12 protein-coding genes are annotated in these 14,484 nt (G+C 73.7%); 7 read left to right on the top strand and 5 right to left on the bottom strand.

Features of this window, described 5'->3' with window-relative positions; all coding sequences use genetic code 11:
- Window positions 1-2: 2 nt before the first annotated feature.
- The 4 genes from ACH34S_RS25560 to ACH34S_RS25545 form a co-directional block, all read right to left on the bottom strand.
- Window positions 3-767 carry an SDR family oxidoreductase gene (locus tag ACH34S_RS25560; RefSeq protein WP_395955319.1) on the bottom strand — a complete coding sequence of 255 codons (765 nt, stop codon included), beginning with the start codon at window positions 765-767 and terminating at the stop codon, window positions 3-5.
- A 61-nt stretch (window positions 768-828) separates the two neighbouring features.
- Window positions 829-2,418: an aspartate aminotransferase family protein gene (locus ACH34S_RS25555; protein WP_395955318.1), complete on the bottom strand. Its 1,590-nt coding sequence runs from the start codon at window positions 2,416-2,418 to the stop codon at window positions 829-831.
- An 89-nt stretch (window positions 2,419-2,507) separates the two neighbouring features.
- Window positions 2,508-3,755 (bottom strand): cytochrome P450, encoded by a 1,248-nt coding sequence (locus ACH34S_RS25550; protein WP_395955317.1) that lies wholly within the window; start codon window positions 3,753-3,755, stop codon window positions 2,508-2,510.
- A 140-nt stretch (window positions 3,756-3,895) separates the two neighbouring features.
- Window positions 3,896-7,180, bottom strand: a complete 3,285-nt coding sequence (locus ACH34S_RS25545; RefSeq protein ID WP_395955316.1) for a BTAD domain-containing putative transcriptional regulator — start codon at window positions 7,178-7,180, stop codon at window positions 3,896-3,898.
- Window positions 7,181-7,311: 131 nt separating this feature from the next.
- Between ACH34S_RS25545 and ACH34S_RS25540 the strand changes: the two genes are divergently transcribed.
- Window positions 7,312-7,893, top strand: coding sequence for an NAD(P)H-dependent oxidoreductase (locus ACH34S_RS25540; protein ID WP_395955315.1), 582 nt, complete (start codon window positions 7,312-7,314; stop codon window positions 7,891-7,893).
- Window positions 7,894-7,948: 55 nt separating this feature from the next.
- Window positions 7,949-9,574 (top strand): MFS transporter, encoded by a 1,626-nt coding sequence (locus ACH34S_RS25535; protein ID WP_395955314.1) that lies wholly within the window; start codon window positions 7,949-7,951, stop codon window positions 9,572-9,574.
- A 153-nt stretch (window positions 9,575-9,727) separates the two neighbouring features.
- Here ACH34S_RS25535 and ACH34S_RS25530 read toward each other — a convergent pair whose 3' ends face one another.
- Window positions 9,728-10,417 carry a GMC family oxidoreductase gene (locus ACH34S_RS25530; protein WP_395955500.1) on the bottom strand — a complete coding sequence of 230 codons (690 nt, stop codon included), beginning with the start codon at window positions 10,415-10,417 and terminating at the stop codon, window positions 9,728-9,730.
- 18 nt (window positions 10,418-10,435) lie between these two features.
- Between ACH34S_RS25530 and ACH34S_RS25525 the strand changes: the two genes are divergently transcribed.
- The 5 genes from ACH34S_RS25525 (at window position 10,436) to ACH34S_RS25505 (ending at window position 14,470) form a co-directional block, all read left to right on the top strand.
- Entirely contained in the window at window positions 10,436-10,645 is a 210-nt protein-coding gene (locus ACH34S_RS25525; protein ID WP_395955313.1) for a flavin reductase family protein, read from the top strand.
- 271 nt (window positions 10,646-10,916) lie between these two features.
- Window positions 10,917-11,231 carry a hypothetical protein gene (locus ACH34S_RS25520; RefSeq protein ID WP_395955312.1) on the top strand — a complete coding sequence of 105 codons (315 nt, stop codon included), beginning with the start codon at window positions 10,917-10,919 and terminating at the stop codon, window positions 11,229-11,231.
- A gap of 1 nt (window position 11,232) precedes the next feature.
- Complete coding sequence (locus ACH34S_RS25515; protein ID WP_395955311.1) at window positions 11,233-11,844, top strand: LuxR C-terminal-related transcriptional regulator; 612 nt, start codon at window positions 11,233-11,235, stop codon at window positions 11,842-11,844.
- On the top strand, window positions 11,844-12,458 hold the full coding sequence (locus tag ACH34S_RS25510; RefSeq protein WP_395955310.1) for a DUF4255 domain-containing protein: 615 nt from the start codon (window positions 11,844-11,846) through the stop codon (window positions 12,456-12,458). The genes ACH34S_RS25515 and ACH34S_RS25510 overlap by 1 nt, the downstream gene beginning before the upstream one ends.
- Window positions 12,455-14,470, top strand: coding sequence for an ATP-binding protein (locus ACH34S_RS25505; protein WP_395955309.1), 2,016 nt, complete (start codon window positions 12,455-12,457; stop codon window positions 14,468-14,470). Before ACH34S_RS25510 ends, ACH34S_RS25505 begins: the two co-directional genes overlap by 4 nt.
- Window positions 14,471-14,484 lie beyond the last annotated feature (14 nt).

The raw sequence follows: 14,484 nt of genomic DNA, 5'->3' as shown, positions 1-14,484 counted from the left end.
TCCTATTCCGCGGGGGCGCTGAGGCGCTGCCCGAGCCCGCCGTCGACCGGAAGCTTGACGGCCGTGGTGAACGTGGCGTCGAAGGCCAGGAAGAGCGCCGCCCGCGCGACCTCCTCCGCGGTCCCGTGCCGCCGCATGGGCGTGATCGCGTTGCCCGTCTCGGCGAAGGCCGCCTTCCACTCGGCCGGGGCGTCGATGCCCATGGTGGGCGTGTCGATGAACCCCGGGCTGACCGCGTTGACGCGGATCCCGCGGGGCAGCAGCTCGGCGGCGAGGACCTGGGCGAACGACCACAGCGCCGACTTGGTGCCCGCGTACACGCTCATGCCGGGCACGCCGCCGGTGTCGGCGACCGAGCTGGTGAAGACGATCGCGCCGCCGGCGCGCAGCGACGGCAGCAGCCGCTGCACCGTGAAGAAGGCGCCCTTGGCGTTGACGTCGAAGTGCCGGTCGTAGGTGGCCTCGGTGACCTCGGCGAACGGCTCCAGCTTGGCGTAGCCGTGGTTGACGAACAGCGCGTCGATCTCGCCCAGCCTGTCCTGGACCAGCCCGCCCAGCTCCTGGATGTCGGACATGCTCGTCACGTCGGACCGGACCGCGTGCGCCCGCAGCCCGCCGAGCTCGCCGCGTGCCGCCTCGACCCTCTTCTCGTCCCGTCCGGTGACCAGTACTTCGGCGCCTTCGGCGAGCATCGCCTTCGCCATCGCGAGCCCCATGCCGTGGGTCCCGCCGATGACGACGGCCTTCTTGTTTGCGTAGGTGGCCATGGCCCCCTCCATGAGATGGCTGGTGGATCCCCCGCCGGTGCGTCACCGCCGGAGGGTTGCGTCAGGCGGCGGCGAATCCCCGCTCGTCCTGGCGGCGCAGTACCTCGCACGTGCCCCGCAGCGCCGCCTCCAGCGCCGCGATCTCGTCGTCGGTCACGTGGACGGACGGCTCGAACCGCAGGGTGTACATGGCGCTCGCCGTGCTGAAGGTCCGGATGCCGTGTTCGTTCAGCAGGTAGCCGGCGATGCCGAAGCCGATGACGCCGTTCAGGCTCTGTGCCCTGATGACGGCGGACGCGCTGTCGGACTGGTCGTGGAACTCAAGGCCCAGCATCAGGCCCCGGCCCCGCACGTCCTTGACCACGTCGGGGAAGTCGGCGCGGACCGCCTCCAGCGCCGCCCGCAGCCGCGCGCCCCGCTCCTCGGCGAGCCGGTAGGCCCGGCCGCCGCCGGCCTCCAGCATCTCGATCACCTTGCGGGCGATGAGCGAGGAGAAGGCGTCCTTGCCGAAGGTGGAGCTGTGGATGAGCTCCACCTCGTGGCGGTAGCGGCTCTTGCGCACCAGCACGATGCCCGTCTTGGCGATCCCGCCGCCCAGGCTCTTGGCGAGGACGATGTAGTCGCCGCGCAGGCCGATGTGCGAGGCGGCGAAGAAGGCACCGGAACGGCCCATGCCGCTCTGGATCTCGTCGCAGACGAGCGGGCAGCCGAGCGCGTCGCAGACCTTCTCGATCTCCCGGGCGAACTCCGCGGTGAGGGGCCTGATGCCCGCCTCGCCGCGGATCGGCTCGACGAAGAAGGCGCCGAAGACGGGGAAGTCGCGCTCCACGATCTGGATCTCGCGGCCGGCGACGACGATCTGCAGGAGGCTGTCCCGCTCGTCCTCGACGACCTTCGCCAGGACGTCGGGCCGGTCGGCGGGGACGAACCGGGCCTGCGCCGACAACGCCTTGAAGGGGGTGCGGAACATCTCGTTGTGGGTGAGCTGGATGCTGCTGACCAGCTTGCCGTGGAAGGCCCCCTCCAACGTGAGGAACAGCGGCGGCCGGCCCGCGCGCTCCTCGTTGTGCCGCCGGACCGCCGCGACGAGGGCCTCGTAGCCGGCGGGCCCCGGGACACGGTCGCCCGCGCTCACCCTGGCCAGGTCGTAGGCGTCCGCCGCGATGACCGCCCCGCGGTCGCGCACGGCGGAACGGGCACTGTCGATGCCCGCCTCGATGCCGTGCAGCGACTCGGAGATCCGCTGCCGCCGGCTGAACTCGGCGTGCTTGATGACGATCTCCACGGCCTCGGCCCCGGTGTTGCCGAAGAGCGCGTGGTAGTCCTCGTCGGTCCCGAACTCCCGGCGGATGATCTTGTTGAGGGCGACCGCGAGGTCGTTGGTGTGCGAGTGCCGCGCCAGCTGCGTGTGCACCGGGACCCGGGCGTCGAGGATCTCCTTGGCCCGCGCCAGGATCTCGGGGTTGTTGTGGCCGAAGATCAGGGAGCCGAAGCCGCACGCGAAGTCGGTGACGGCGACCTCCCGTCCGTCCTCGGCGCGCCGGTACAGCGTGTTGCCCTCCGCGCGGACGTACTCGACATCGAGCCCGAACTCGCAGAGCATCTCGCACAGGGCCGCGTCCGCCAGCACCGGTTCAGCGACGGTGTTCAATTGGTCTCCAATCTCAGGGGCGATCAGGGGCGTGCCCGGCGCCGCGCGGTGGGGCGGCCGGCGCCGGGGCACTTTCCGGCGATGGCGGTTCAGGCGCCGGCGGGGTCCGGCCCGAGCACGACCGGAAGGGTGCGGTGGCCGTTGGAGATGAACGACTCCAGCGGGAGGATCTCCCCGGCCGGACGTCCGAGGCTCAGCCGGGGGAAGCGGGCGAACAGCGCGGGCAGCGCGATCGCCGCCTCGAGCCGGGCGAGCGGCGCGCCGAGGCAGTGGTGCACGCCGTGCCCGAACGCGAGGTGCTCGCGCCGGGTGGGACGGGTGACGTCGAAGCCGTCGGCGGTGTCGCCGTGCCGTTCGGGGTCGCGGCCGGCGGCACCGAAGCCGATGATCATCGCGTCGCCCTTGGCGATGGTGACGTCGCCGGCCTCGATGTCCTCGACCGCGTAGCGCATCGGCAGGTTCGCCAGCGGTGCCTCCAGCCGCAGGACCTCCTCGATCACGTCCTCCCAGGCGGCCGTGCCGGCGCGCATCAGGTCGAACTGGTCGGGGTGGGTGAGCAGCGCGAAGACCGCGTGGTCGATGAGGTTCACGGTCGTCTCGTGCCCGGCGGTGAACATCAGCAGGACGGTGTCGACCAGCTCCCGCTCGCTGAGCCGCGCGTCCCCCTCGCGGACCGCGATCAGGTCGCTGACCAGGTCGTCGCCCGGCGACTCCCGCTTGACCGCGACGAGCTCGGCGAGCAGGTCGTAGATCCGGCGCTCGTTCTCCCGCGCGTCTTCGGCGGACGCCGCCGTCTGGAAGATGGCGTGCACCATCCCCAGCAGCGCGCCCCGCATCGTGTCGGGGATCCCCAGCAGCTCGGAGATCACCTGGGTCGGCAGCGGGTAGGCGAACTCCTGGCGCAGGTCCACCGGCAGGCCGCGCGGCTCGGCGGCCAGCTTGTCCAGCAGCTCGGTGGTGATCGCCTCGATGCGCGGCCGCAGCGCCGCCGTCCGGCGCGCGGTGAACGCCTTGGCCACCAGCTTGCGCAGGCGGGCGTGCTCGTCGCCGTAGGCGGTGATCATGTTGCGGTCGGCGACCCAGATCGCCAGCGGCCAGCTGCGCGCCAGCTCGCCCTCGCCGTTCTCCCACGCGGGCCAGTGCCGGTAGGTGTCGCGGGACACTCGGGGATCGGTCAGCAGCTGCTTGGTCAGCTCGTAGCCGGTGATGGCCCACACGACCACCCCGCCGGGGAGCTCCACACGCGTTGCCGGACCCCGCGCGCGGAGCCGGGCGCCCTCGCCGTGGATGTCACGGCCTGAAGGATCCATGAGATAGGGAGGATGCTGGGCACTCATCAGTACTCCGTCAGGGTCGCAGGCCGGATTGGGCGGCGCTTTCGGGTCTTTCGAGCCTAAGGACGGCCGCTCACTGGCCACTCACGGAACGATCTCGGGGCGGTGAGAGCCCCCGAGACCGCGCGATGGGCACGCTCCGATCAGCGGATCGAGGTCTCCAGCAGCGCCTCGTCGAACCGCATCGTGCGGCCGCGCTCGAAGGCGGTGCGGTAGGCGTCCTCGTCCAGGTGCTCGCGGACGGCACCGGTGATGCGGTCCACGTCGCCGCGTTCGGCGGGGGGAAGCGGCATGCGCACCGAGTCCCTGGCCGCGGCCGCCGCACCCAGCAGCAGCGCGGCGTGGGCGTGACGGCCCGCGAGGGCGTGCGCCCCCGCCAGGCCCTCCAGCGCCAGCGCCATGGCCCGCGCGTCCCCGGTGTTGCGCGCGGCGGCCCAGCCCTCCAGGTGCAGTTGCAGGGACGTCACCGCGTCGCCGCGCAGTTCGGCGATGAACCCGAGTTCGGCCAGCACCAGCGCGCGGCCGGGTTCGAAGTTCAGCTGGGTGAGCCACTCCAGGACGTGGAGCAGATGGGTCTCGGCGACGTCGAGCCGCCCCTCCCGCCGGGCGCCGAGGCCGAGCCCGACCTCGGCGTGGATCTCGCCCGGCTTGAAACTGTGCTCCGCCGCCACCCGCAGGGAGTCCTGGTGGAACTCGCGGGCCCTGGCATGGTCACCGGCCAGCATCGCCAGGCTGCCCAGCCCGCACAGGATGTCGGAGACCTGCGACCACATGCCGAGTTCCTCGGCGATGCGCAGCCCCTCCTGGAACAGCCGGTCCGCCCGGTCGTAGTCGCCGTTCATCTGGGCGAGCGAGGCCAGCGGCTCGATGGTCTGCAGCCGTCCCCACAGGTCGCCGAGCTCGCCGAAGATCTCCGCGCTCCAGTGGCCGTCGCGCTCCAGCGTGACCAGATCCCCCCGCACGTGGGCCTGGTTGGCGCGGACGCTCAGGGCCGCGGCGACACCCCACTGGTCGTCCAGCTCGTGGAAGCCCTCCAGGGCCCGCCCGATCAGTTCCTCGCTGGCGGCCTGGTCACCGACGCCGAACAGCGCGAAACCGAGGAACCACAGCGCCCGGACCTGCGCGCGGCGGCTCTCGACGTCCTCGGGCGGGTTCGCGGTGTCCCCGGGCAGGTTCGCGGTGACCCGGCTCCACACCGCCTGGTCGACGGTGTCGCCGACCAGGACGGCGAAGCCCGCCTGCCACGCCTCGGCCTGGGCCCGTACCGAGGCTGCCGCCGCGGCGTCCTCCGGCGGGGTCCCGTCCTCGATCGCCAGGGCCGACTGGAACGACCTCTCGGCCTCCCGCAACCGGCCGCGCAGGAACCAGTACCAGGCCGCCGCGTTGGACAACCGCAGCGCGAGCGAGCCCATGCCGTGGTGGAGCGCGTTCTCCAGCGCCCGCCGGACGTTCGCGGCCTCGGCGTCCAGCCGCTCCAGCCACTCGCGCTGGTCACTGCTCGACAGGTGCGACGCGGCGCGTTCCAGCAGCTCGATGTGGTACCGGCAGTGCCTGAGGCGCACGCGTTCGCTCTCGCCGGCCTCCTGCAGGCGCGCGAGGCTGTAGTCCGCGACGGACTCCAGCAGCCGGTACCGGGGACCGTCGGCGTGGTCGGCCATGACGACCAGCGAGCGGTCGACCAGCCGGGCGAGCAGGCCGAGCACGTCCTCGGCACGGACGCCGTCACCGGCGCAGACGATCTCCGCCGCGCCCAGCGTGCAGCCCTCGGCGTGCACGGCGAGCCGGCGCAGCACCGCGCGCTCGGGCTCGGTCAGCAGCTCCCAGCTCCAGTCGATCATCGCGCGCAGCGTCTGCTGGCGGGGCGGGGCACCGCGGTATCCGCTGGCCAGCAGCTGGAACCGGTCGTCCAGCCGGGCGATCAGGCCGGGCACGCCGAGCGCCCGGACCCGGGTGGCCGCCAGCTCCAGCGCCAGCGGGATGCCGTCCAGCCGCCGGCAGATCACGGCGATGTCGCGGGCGTTGCCGGCGTCCAGCCGGAACCCCGGCGACGCGGCGGCGGCCCGCGCCACGAACAGCCGCGCGGCACTGGAGCGTTCGACGGCCGCCGGGTCGGACTCGGCCGCGGGCTCGGGGACCTCCAGCGGCGCGACCGGCCAGATCGCCTCGCCGGAGATGCCCAGCGACTCCTGGCTGGTGGCCAGGACGCGCAGTTCGGGGGCGCGCCGCAGCAGCACCGACACCAGGTCGGCCACCGCGTCGATCACATGCTCGCAGCTGTCGAGCACCAGCAGCAGCCGCTTGTCGCGCACCGCCTCGGCGAGCCGCTCGTTCACCGGGGCGGTGGGGCCGAGGGCCCCGATGGACGCCGGTCCGCTCTCCTCCCGGATGCCGAGCACCGTCATGACCGTCTCGGCGACCGAGGCTTCCGCGCCGGCGACGCCGTCGTTGCCCAGCGCCGCCAGCTCGGCCAGCCAGGTGCCGTCCGGGTAGGTGTCCACCAGGCGCGCCGCGGTCTCCAGCGCGAGCCGGGTCTTGCCCACACCGCCCGGACCGGTCAGGGTCACCAGGCGCGCCGCGGGCAGCAGCGCCTTCACCGTCGCGACCGCCTCGTCCCTGCCGACCAGCTCGGTGACCGGGACGGGCAGGTTCGTCTGCGGGCGCGGCGGCGCGGGCTCGGCGTCCAGCGCCGGGTCCTGGGTCAGGACGGCCTGCCGCAGCGCGGCCAGTTCGGGACCGGGATCGAGCCCCAGCTCCTCGGCCAGCCGGGCCCGTAGATCGTCGTACTGGGCCAGGGCCTCGCCGGTCCGGCCGGCCCGGTAGAGGGCGCGCATCTGCAGCCCGCGCAGCCGCTCGCGCAGCGGGTGCCGTTCGACCAGCTCGCTCAGCTCGCCCGCCACCGCCGCGTGCTCGCCGAGCTCTAACCGGGCCTCGGCGTGCTCCTCCTCGGCGTCCAGCCGCTCCTCGTCCAGGCGCGCGATCGTCGCCCGGACGAACTCCTCGTCCTCGAAACCGGCGAACGCCTGCCCGCGCCACAGCGCGAGCGCGTCCGCCAGCAGGGACGCCTTCCTGCGCGGGTCGTCGGTCCTGCGGGCCAGCGCCGTCAGCTCGGCGAAACGGCCGAGATCGACGGCGCCCTCGCCGGTGCGCAGCAGGTAGCCGTTCCCCTGGAACACCACCATGTCCCGGCCGCCGGGCTCGGCCTCCTCCAGGGCGCGGCGCAGCTGCCAGACCTTGGTCTGCAGGACGGCGGCGGCGTTGTCGGAAGGCTCCTCGCCCCACAGGTCGGCGATCAGGCGCGCCGCGGGCACCGGACGGCCCTCGTGCGCGAGCAGGTCGACCAGCAGCGCACGGGTCTTGAGGCCCGGCACCTTGACCGGACGTCCGTCCGACGTCCACACCGCGAGCGGCCCGAGCACCCCGAAACGCATGGTCGTCACCGTAGGGCCGGTGCCGGGCGACGCCAAGAGTCCACCGAGACCCGACCGAGAGAGCCCCGACGCATGCTGGGCTCTGCCCTGCCATCCGGCAGGGCACCGGACGAGCGCGAAAGAGTCCTCGAGTGCCTGACAACAGCCGTCTGCGCCTGGCGGTCATCGTCGGCAGTCAGCACGACGACCGCATCGGACCCCCGCCGGCCCGCTGGCTCGCCGAGCAGGCCCGCCGGCACGCGAGCCTGGAGATCGAGGTGATCGATCTGGCGGAGGCCGCGCTGCCCGCGGCTCCCGCGGGCGACGAGCCGCTCCCGTCGCGGGTACGGGCGATGGCCGCCAGCCTGGCGGCGGCCGACGCCTTCGTCGTGGTGGCCGAGGAGCTCCACGGTGAGGTCCCCGTCTCCCTCAAGAGCGCCATCGCGTGGTTCCAGGACGAGTGGAAGGCCAAGCCGATCACCTTCGTGTCCTGCGGCTGCCCCACGGCCGGCCGGGACGCCTCCGAACAGGTGCGTCACATGTTCACCGAGGTCTACGCCGTCGCCCTTCGCCATTCGATCAACCTTCCCCGCGACTGGCGCGAGATCAGCGGCTACAGCCCACCCAAGACTTCCACGGGGCCGCACGCCTCCGTCAAGGCGGTTCTCGAACCGCTGATCTGGTGGGCACGCGCGCTGCGCGAGGCGAGGTCCGCGCGGCCCTGCGAAGTCTGACGCCCGGGAGCCGTTCGCGCCGCACCGATCCATCCGAACCACGAAAGAGGTCTCCATGACGATAGAAACCGAGGAAGAGGAGGGCCTGCGGGCCGGTCCGCGAGAGTGGCTCGGACTGTTCGTCCTGACCCTGCCGACCATCCTGCTGGCCCTGGACGCGACCGTGCTGAACCTCGCGGTTCCGGAAATCAGCGCGGACCTGCGGCCCACCAGCGCCGAGCTGCTGTGGATCGCCGACATCTACGGCTTCATGATCGCCGGTTTCCTGGTGACGATGGGCACGCTCGGCGACCGGATAGGCCGCCGCCGGCTGCTCCTGATCGGAGCGCTCGGATTCGGTGCCGCCTCGGTGCTGGCGGCCACGGCCACCAGCCCGGAGATACTGATCCTCGCCCGCGCGCTGCTCGGCGTCACCGGCGCGACGCTGATGCCGTCCACGCTGGCCCTCATCACCAACATGTTCAAGGATCCGCGGCAACGCGGCGTTGCCATCAGCGTGTGGGTGACCTGCTTCTCGGTCGGCATCGCCGTCGGCCCGGTCCTGGGCGGCGCCCTGCTGGAGTGGTTCTGGTGGGGTTCGGTGTTCCTGCTGGGCGTGCCGGTGATGGTCGTGCTGCTGGTGGCCGCGCCGCTGCTGCTGCCGGAGTACCGCGACGACGATGCGGGCCGGATCGACCTCGCCAGCGTCGTGCTGTCCCTGGCGACGGTGCTGCCGGTCATCTACGGCGTCAAGCGGCTGGCCGAGCACGGCGCCGACGGGCTGTCGCTCGGGACCATCGTCGTCGGCGCCGTCGTCGGTGTCGTGTTCGTGATGCGGCAGACCAAGCTGGCCGACCCGCTGCTGGACCTGCGCCTGTTCAGGAACCGCGCGTTCAGCGCCTCGCTGCTGGTCCTGCTGTTCGGCCTCGGCATCATGGGCGGCCTCTACCTGTTCATCGCCCAGTACCTGCAGCTGGTGGAGGGCCTGTCGCCGATCAAGGCCGGCCTGTGGCTGCTGCCCGCGGCCCTCGCCCTGATCGTCGCGTCCTCGCTGACGCCGGCGCTGGTCCGCCGGGTGCGGCCCGGCTTCCTCGTCGGCGGCGCCCTGATCCTCTCGGTCGCCGGCTACGCGCTGATCACCCAGGTGGACAGCGTCGACGGGCTGCCGATGCTGGTCACCGGCTTCGTGCTCGTCTACACCGGCATCGGTCCCATGATGGTGCTCGGCACCGACCTGGTCGTCGGCTCGGCGCCCCCGGAGAAGGCCGGATCCGCCGCCGCGATGTCGGAGACGGGGATGGAGTTCGGCATCGCCCTGGGCATCGCCGGGCTGGGCAGCATCGTGACCACCGTCTACCGGGACGAGATCGCCGGCTCGCTGCCCGCCGGGGTTCCGGCCGCGGCGTCCGAGAGCGCCCGCGACACGCTCGCCGGTGCCGCGGAGGTGGCGCGCTCGCTGCCCGGCCAGCAGGGCGCGCAGGTGGTGGAGGCGGCGCGCGAGGCGTTCACCGGCGGCCTGAACCTCGCCAGCGGCGTCGGCGGCGCCATCGTGGCGGTCCTGGCCGTCGCCGCCATGGTGCTGCTCCGGCACGTTCCGACCTCCGACGAGTCCGGCGAGGCGGGCGAGGAGGAGGACGGCGCGGCCGCCATCGGCGGAGAGGCCACCGCCATAGGCGGCGAGATGCCCTCGACCACCCAATGAGATAGGCCGGGGACACGCCCCCGACCGGCCGCGGATCGAGACCGCGGCCGGGGTGCCCCGAGACGGACCGCGCGACCACGGTTCGGCGAGATCGGCCGGGTCGCGCGGTCCGTTGCCGCGTCCGGAAGCGTTCGGCCTCACGAGGGCTCCGAGTCAGTTGCCGCGCTGCGCGTCCTGCAGGACGAGGTCCGCCGCGTACTCACCGATCATGACGGCGGGCGCGTGGGTGTGGCCGCGGGTGATGCTCGGCATGACGGACGCGTCCGCCACCCGCAGCCCCGGCACCCCCCGGACGCGCAGCCGCGGATCGACGGTGGCCCGCTCGTCGCCGGCGCGTCCCATGCGGCAGGTTCCGACCGGGTGGAACATCGTCTGCGCGTGCGCCCGGACGGCCTCGGCGACGGCGCCGTCGTCCACCGCCGACGCCGGAGCGTTCATGGGCCCCGCCACCAGCGGCCGGAGCGCCCGCGTCTCGAAGAGGCGCCGCGCGAACCGGACGCCGGTGACCATCGTCGCCAGGTCGTCCTCGGACGTCAGGTACCCGGGATCGATGCGCGGCGCGCTCGCGGGGTCGGCGCCGGCGAGGGTGAGGCGGCCACGGCTGCGCGGCTGGAGCAGGACCACGGTGACGGTGAGCCCGGGGGCACCCTCGGGCGCGTCGTCGGTGAACGCGACCGGCGACCAGATCAGTTCGAGGTCGGGAGCGCCGCCGCCGGTGCTGCTGAGGAACGCCACCGCCTCGGCCACGTTGGAGGTCAGCGGTCCGAGCCGCTGCCGCTCGTAGCGGCGGCGGTTGGCCGGGGTGTCCGCGCCCGCCAGCCGGACCCGCCCGGTGGCCCTCATCGCCAGGTCCAGGGCCACGTGGTCGTGCAGCTCCAGGCCCACACCGGGAAGGTCGACCACCTGCTGGACGCCGGCCCGGCGCTCGAATGCGAACTCGTGGCCACCCACCATGTCGACGACCACACGATATTCATCGGCGCCGTCCATGGCGCGAGTTCCGGTTCCGGCGACGACGGCCTGCTCTTTTTCAGAAGCCAATACACCCGGACCGGTAACGCGACTCCATGACCGCATCCGAGGGCCGAGCGCGCGACCGGGCATGGTGCGCCGGCCCCGGCGTGCTCGGTGGAGGCTCGATGAGCGGTGGGCGAATGTGGTGCTGAACTGCATGATCGTCCGTTCGGTACAGCAGGCTGTACCGGTGATTGGGTAGCCTCCAGGGATTCGGGGTTCTGCGGGTTCCGCGAGTCTTGTCGCCATGAGCCGACAAGGGATCGCGGCGCCGCGCGGGCGGCCCGGGAAGAATCCGCCATCGCGTCAGTTACTGAGGGCCGGCGCGGTGTTCGGTGCGCTGCTCGTCGCCGCCGCGATCGTCGGCCCGCCGCCGAACGTGCGGGCCGAAGTTCCGTGCCGTGACAACGACGGTTTCTGGTGCCTCCACGGAAAGCCGGACCCGGCGGACGGCGGCGGCCTCAAGAAGCCCGAGGCCTCCCCGGGCCTTCCGCTGCCGTCCCTGGCGCCGCGATTGCCGAGCGCGCCGCCGGTCGCCGTGGCCGCGACCGAACCCGCCGCCGATCGGTCCGACCTGCTGGTGACGGACACCGGCGCGGATGCCGTCGCTCACGCCGGTACGCCCACGGCCGGGAGGAGCTGACGTGCGGGAGAGGATCTCCGTCGCGGTGCACGCGCCCGACCCCATCACCTACGACGGCGTGGTCGGCGGGCTGCGCGCCCGGCCCGAGCTGACGCTGGTCGGCGAGGCCGAAGCCGTGGTCGTCGTGGTCGTCGCCGAGACCGTGGACGAGCAGGTCAAGACGGTGCTGCGGCGGTTGTCGCGGTCGGTCGGGGCGCGTCCGGTCCTGATCGTCGGCGACCTCAAGGAGGCGCACCTGCTGGAGGTCGTGGAGTGCGGCGTGGTGGCGCTGCTGTGGCGGCGCGAGGCACGGCCGGACGGCATCGTCCGGGCCGTCGTCGCGGCGGCGGGCGGCCACGGCAGCCTGCCTCCCGACCTGCAGGGTCGCCTGCTGAAGCAGGTCGGCCGCATCCAGCGCGGTGTGACCGCCCAGGGCCTGGCCGCCGGGCTGGCCGACCGGGAACGCGAAGTGCTCCGCCTCATCGCGGAAGGTCTCGACACCTCCGAGATCGCCGGGAAGCTCGCCTACTCGGAGCGGACCGTCAAGAACGTCCTGCACGGCCTGATGACCCGGCTGCAGCTGCGCAACCGCGCCCACGCCGTCGCCTACGCCCTGCGGGAGGGCTACATCTGATGCTCCACGAAGTGGACGACGCGCTGCGGACCCTGCTGCGGACGCGCGCTCTCGCCGGCGGCGACGTGCAGCTGGCCTTCGAGGCGCCGAACCGCGAGTGGGCGGCGCGGCGCAACCACCCGACGATCAACGTCTACCTCTACGACGTCCGCGAGGACATGGGGCGGCGGGAGCACGGGCGGATCCGCGTCCACGACGGGGAAGGACGCGTGACCGGGTACCAGCGGCCGCCCCGCACCTACCGCGTCTCCTACCTGGTCAGCGCCTGGACCAAGCAGCCCGAGGACGAGCACCGGCTGCTGTCGGCCGTGCTCGGCTGTCTGCTGCGGCACGACACGCTGCCCGCGGAGACGCTGCCCGCCCACGGGCTGCTGGCCTCGGCGGGGACGGGCGTCCCCGTCACCGTGGGCGTGCCGCCGGCGGAGCCGCGGGCGATCACCGATCTCTGGTCGGCGCTCGGCGGCGAGCTGAAGCCGTCGCTGGACGTCGTCGTGCTCGCGCCGTTCCCCGAGCCGCCGGATTCCGGCGCCAGGCCGCCGGTCACGGAGGTGGAGGTGAAGGTGCGCGAGAGAGCGGCCGCGGTGGTGGAGACGCGCCGGAGGTCGCGGGCGTGACCGACTCGGCGGGTTACCTGCTGGCCCGGATCGAGCTGCTGCGCGCCCGCGTGCAGCGGCTGGTCGGGGAGCGGTCCGCGGCGGATCCGACCGCCGGGGACGAGTACCGCGGGCTCTACGTCCCGGACGGCACGGCCCGGCGGCTCGCCGCCGGGCCCGGCCCCGAGCCCGCGGGCGACCCGGACTACGAGCGGGCCCTCGCCGACCTGGCGGAGGCCGCCGGCGCCGGGACGCGCCTGCACCGGCTCGCCGGGGCGTTCGGCCTCACCGGCCTCGACGTGGAGATCCTGCTCACCGCGCTCGCCCCCGATCTGGACCGCTCGTTCGAGGCGCTGTACGGCTACCTCAACGACGACGTGAGCCGCCGCCGCGCCACCGCCGGGCTCGCCCTGGACCTGTGGGGCGTGCCCGTGACGTCGGCGCCTGGCCGCGCCCGGTTCGCGGCGGGGTCGCCGCTGGTCGCGGGGAGGCTCGTCGTCATGCAGGACGCCGACCGCCCCTTTCCGAGCCGCGGGCTGGTCGTCCCCGACCGGGTCGCCGCGTTCCTGCTCGGCGACGACGCCCTCGACGGCGAGCTGACCGGCGCGGTGCGCCTCGATGACGCGCGGCCGGACGGCGGCAAGCGCGCGTCATCGGGGCCCGCCGGGCTGGCCGGGCGGCTGCGGGAGGGCGGCTCCCCGCTGGTCTACCTGCACGAGGCCCGGCCCGGCGCGGGCGTCGCGGCGGCCCGCACCGCCGCGGTGTCCGCCGGGCTGCCCGTGCTGGCGGCCGATCCGGAGCGGCTGACGGCGGAGCTGGTTCCGTCCGTCCTGCGGGAGGCGACGATGCGGGGCGCGGCGGTCGTGGCGGGCCCGTTCCCGGACGGCGGCCCCCTGCTGCGGGCCTTCGCGGACGCGTCCGCGAAGGTTCCGGTGCTGCTGGCGGGGCCGCAGCCGTTCGACCCGGGGTGGAGCGAGTCGCAGCCGCTCGTCCTGGACGTCCCGGCGCAGGATCATGCCGCCGGCGTCTGGCGCGCGGAACTCCCGGACCCGGACGGCCTCGGCTTCGACCTCGACGCCGCCACCGCCGGCTACCGGTTCTCCGCCGACCAGGTTCGCCGGGCGGTGCGGGCCGCGCTCGACCACGCCGCGCTGGACGGCGTCCCCCTGTCGGCGGCGCACCTGCACCGCGGGGCGCGGCTGCAGAACGCGGGCGGCCTGCACAAGCACGCCAGGCGGATCGTGCCCGCCGTCGGCTGGGGCGACCTGGTCCTGCCCGCCGAGCCGGCCGGGCGGCTGCGCGAGCTCGTCCAGCGCGCCCGGCACCGCGACCGGGTGCTCGGCGAATGGCGGCTGCGCAGCGGCGGCGGCCGGGGCCGCGGCGTGGTCGCGATGTTCGCCGGGGAGTCGGGCACCGGCAAGACCATGGCCGCCGAGGTGCTCGCCGCCGAGCTCGGCCTGGAGCTGTACGTCGTCGAGCTGCCCGCCGTGGTCGACAAGTACGTCGGCGAGACGGAGAAGAACCTGGAGCGGATCTTCACCGAGGCGGACCGGATGGACGCCGTGCTGCTGTTCGACGAGGCGGACGCGGTGTTCGGCAAGCGCTCGGACGTCAAGGACTCCCACGACAGGTACGCCAACCTGGAGAGCGCCTACCTGCTGCAGCGGCTGGAGTCGTTCGGCGGGATCGCCGTCCTCACCACGAACCTGCGCGCCAACATCGACGACGCCTTCACCCGGCGCCTCGACCTGGTCATCGACTTCCCGTTCCCCGACCCGGCGCAGCGCCGGGCGCTGTGGGAGCACTGCCTGGCGCCGCCCGTCCCGGTGGACGGCGGCGCCGACCTCGACCGGTGCGCGCGGGAGTTCGAGCTGGCGGGCGGGGCGATCCGCAGCGCGGCCGTCACGGCCGGGTATCTGGCCGCCGCGGCCGGACGCCCGGTCTCCATGGACGACCTCCTCGCCGGAGCGCGCCGCGAGTACCGCAAGCTGGGCCGGCTGCTGCCCGGCGACATCCCCCCGCCCGCCGTGTAGCCCACCCGTCAGGT

The organism is Actinomadura sp. 3N508 (assembly GCF_044326375.1).
In the GTDB taxonomy this organism is placed as follows: domain Bacteria; phylum Actinomycetota; class Actinomycetes; order Streptosporangiales; family Streptosporangiaceae; genus Spirillospora.
This window is presented reverse-complemented; position numbering and strand designations above follow the sequence as displayed.

Excerpts from the sequence above, each read along its gene's own strand:
- ACH34S_RS25560 (WP_395955319.1), bottom strand. The coding sequence starts at position 767 with ATGGCCACCTACGCAAACAAGAAGGCCGTCGTCATCGGCGGGACCCAC.
- ACH34S_RS25550 (WP_395955317.1), bottom strand. The coding sequence starts at position 3,755 with ATGAGTGCCCAGCATCCTCCCTATCTCATGGATCCTTCAGGCCGTGAC.
- ACH34S_RS25545 (WP_395955316.1), bottom strand. The coding sequence starts at position 7,180 with ATGCGTTTCGGGGTGCTCGGGCCGCTCGCGGTGTGGACGTCGGACGGA.
- ACH34S_RS25535 (WP_395955314.1), top strand. The coding sequence starts at position 7,949 with ATGACGATAGAAACCGAGGAAGAGGAGGGCCTGCGGGCCGGTCCGCGA.
- ACH34S_RS25530 (WP_395955500.1), bottom strand. The coding sequence starts at position 10,417 with ATGAGGGCCACCGGGCGGGTCCGGCTGGCGGGCGCGGACACCCCGGCC.
- ACH34S_RS25510 (WP_395955310.1), top strand. The coding sequence starts at position 11,844 with ATGCTCCACGAAGTGGACGACGCGCTGCGGACCCTGCTGCGGACGCGC.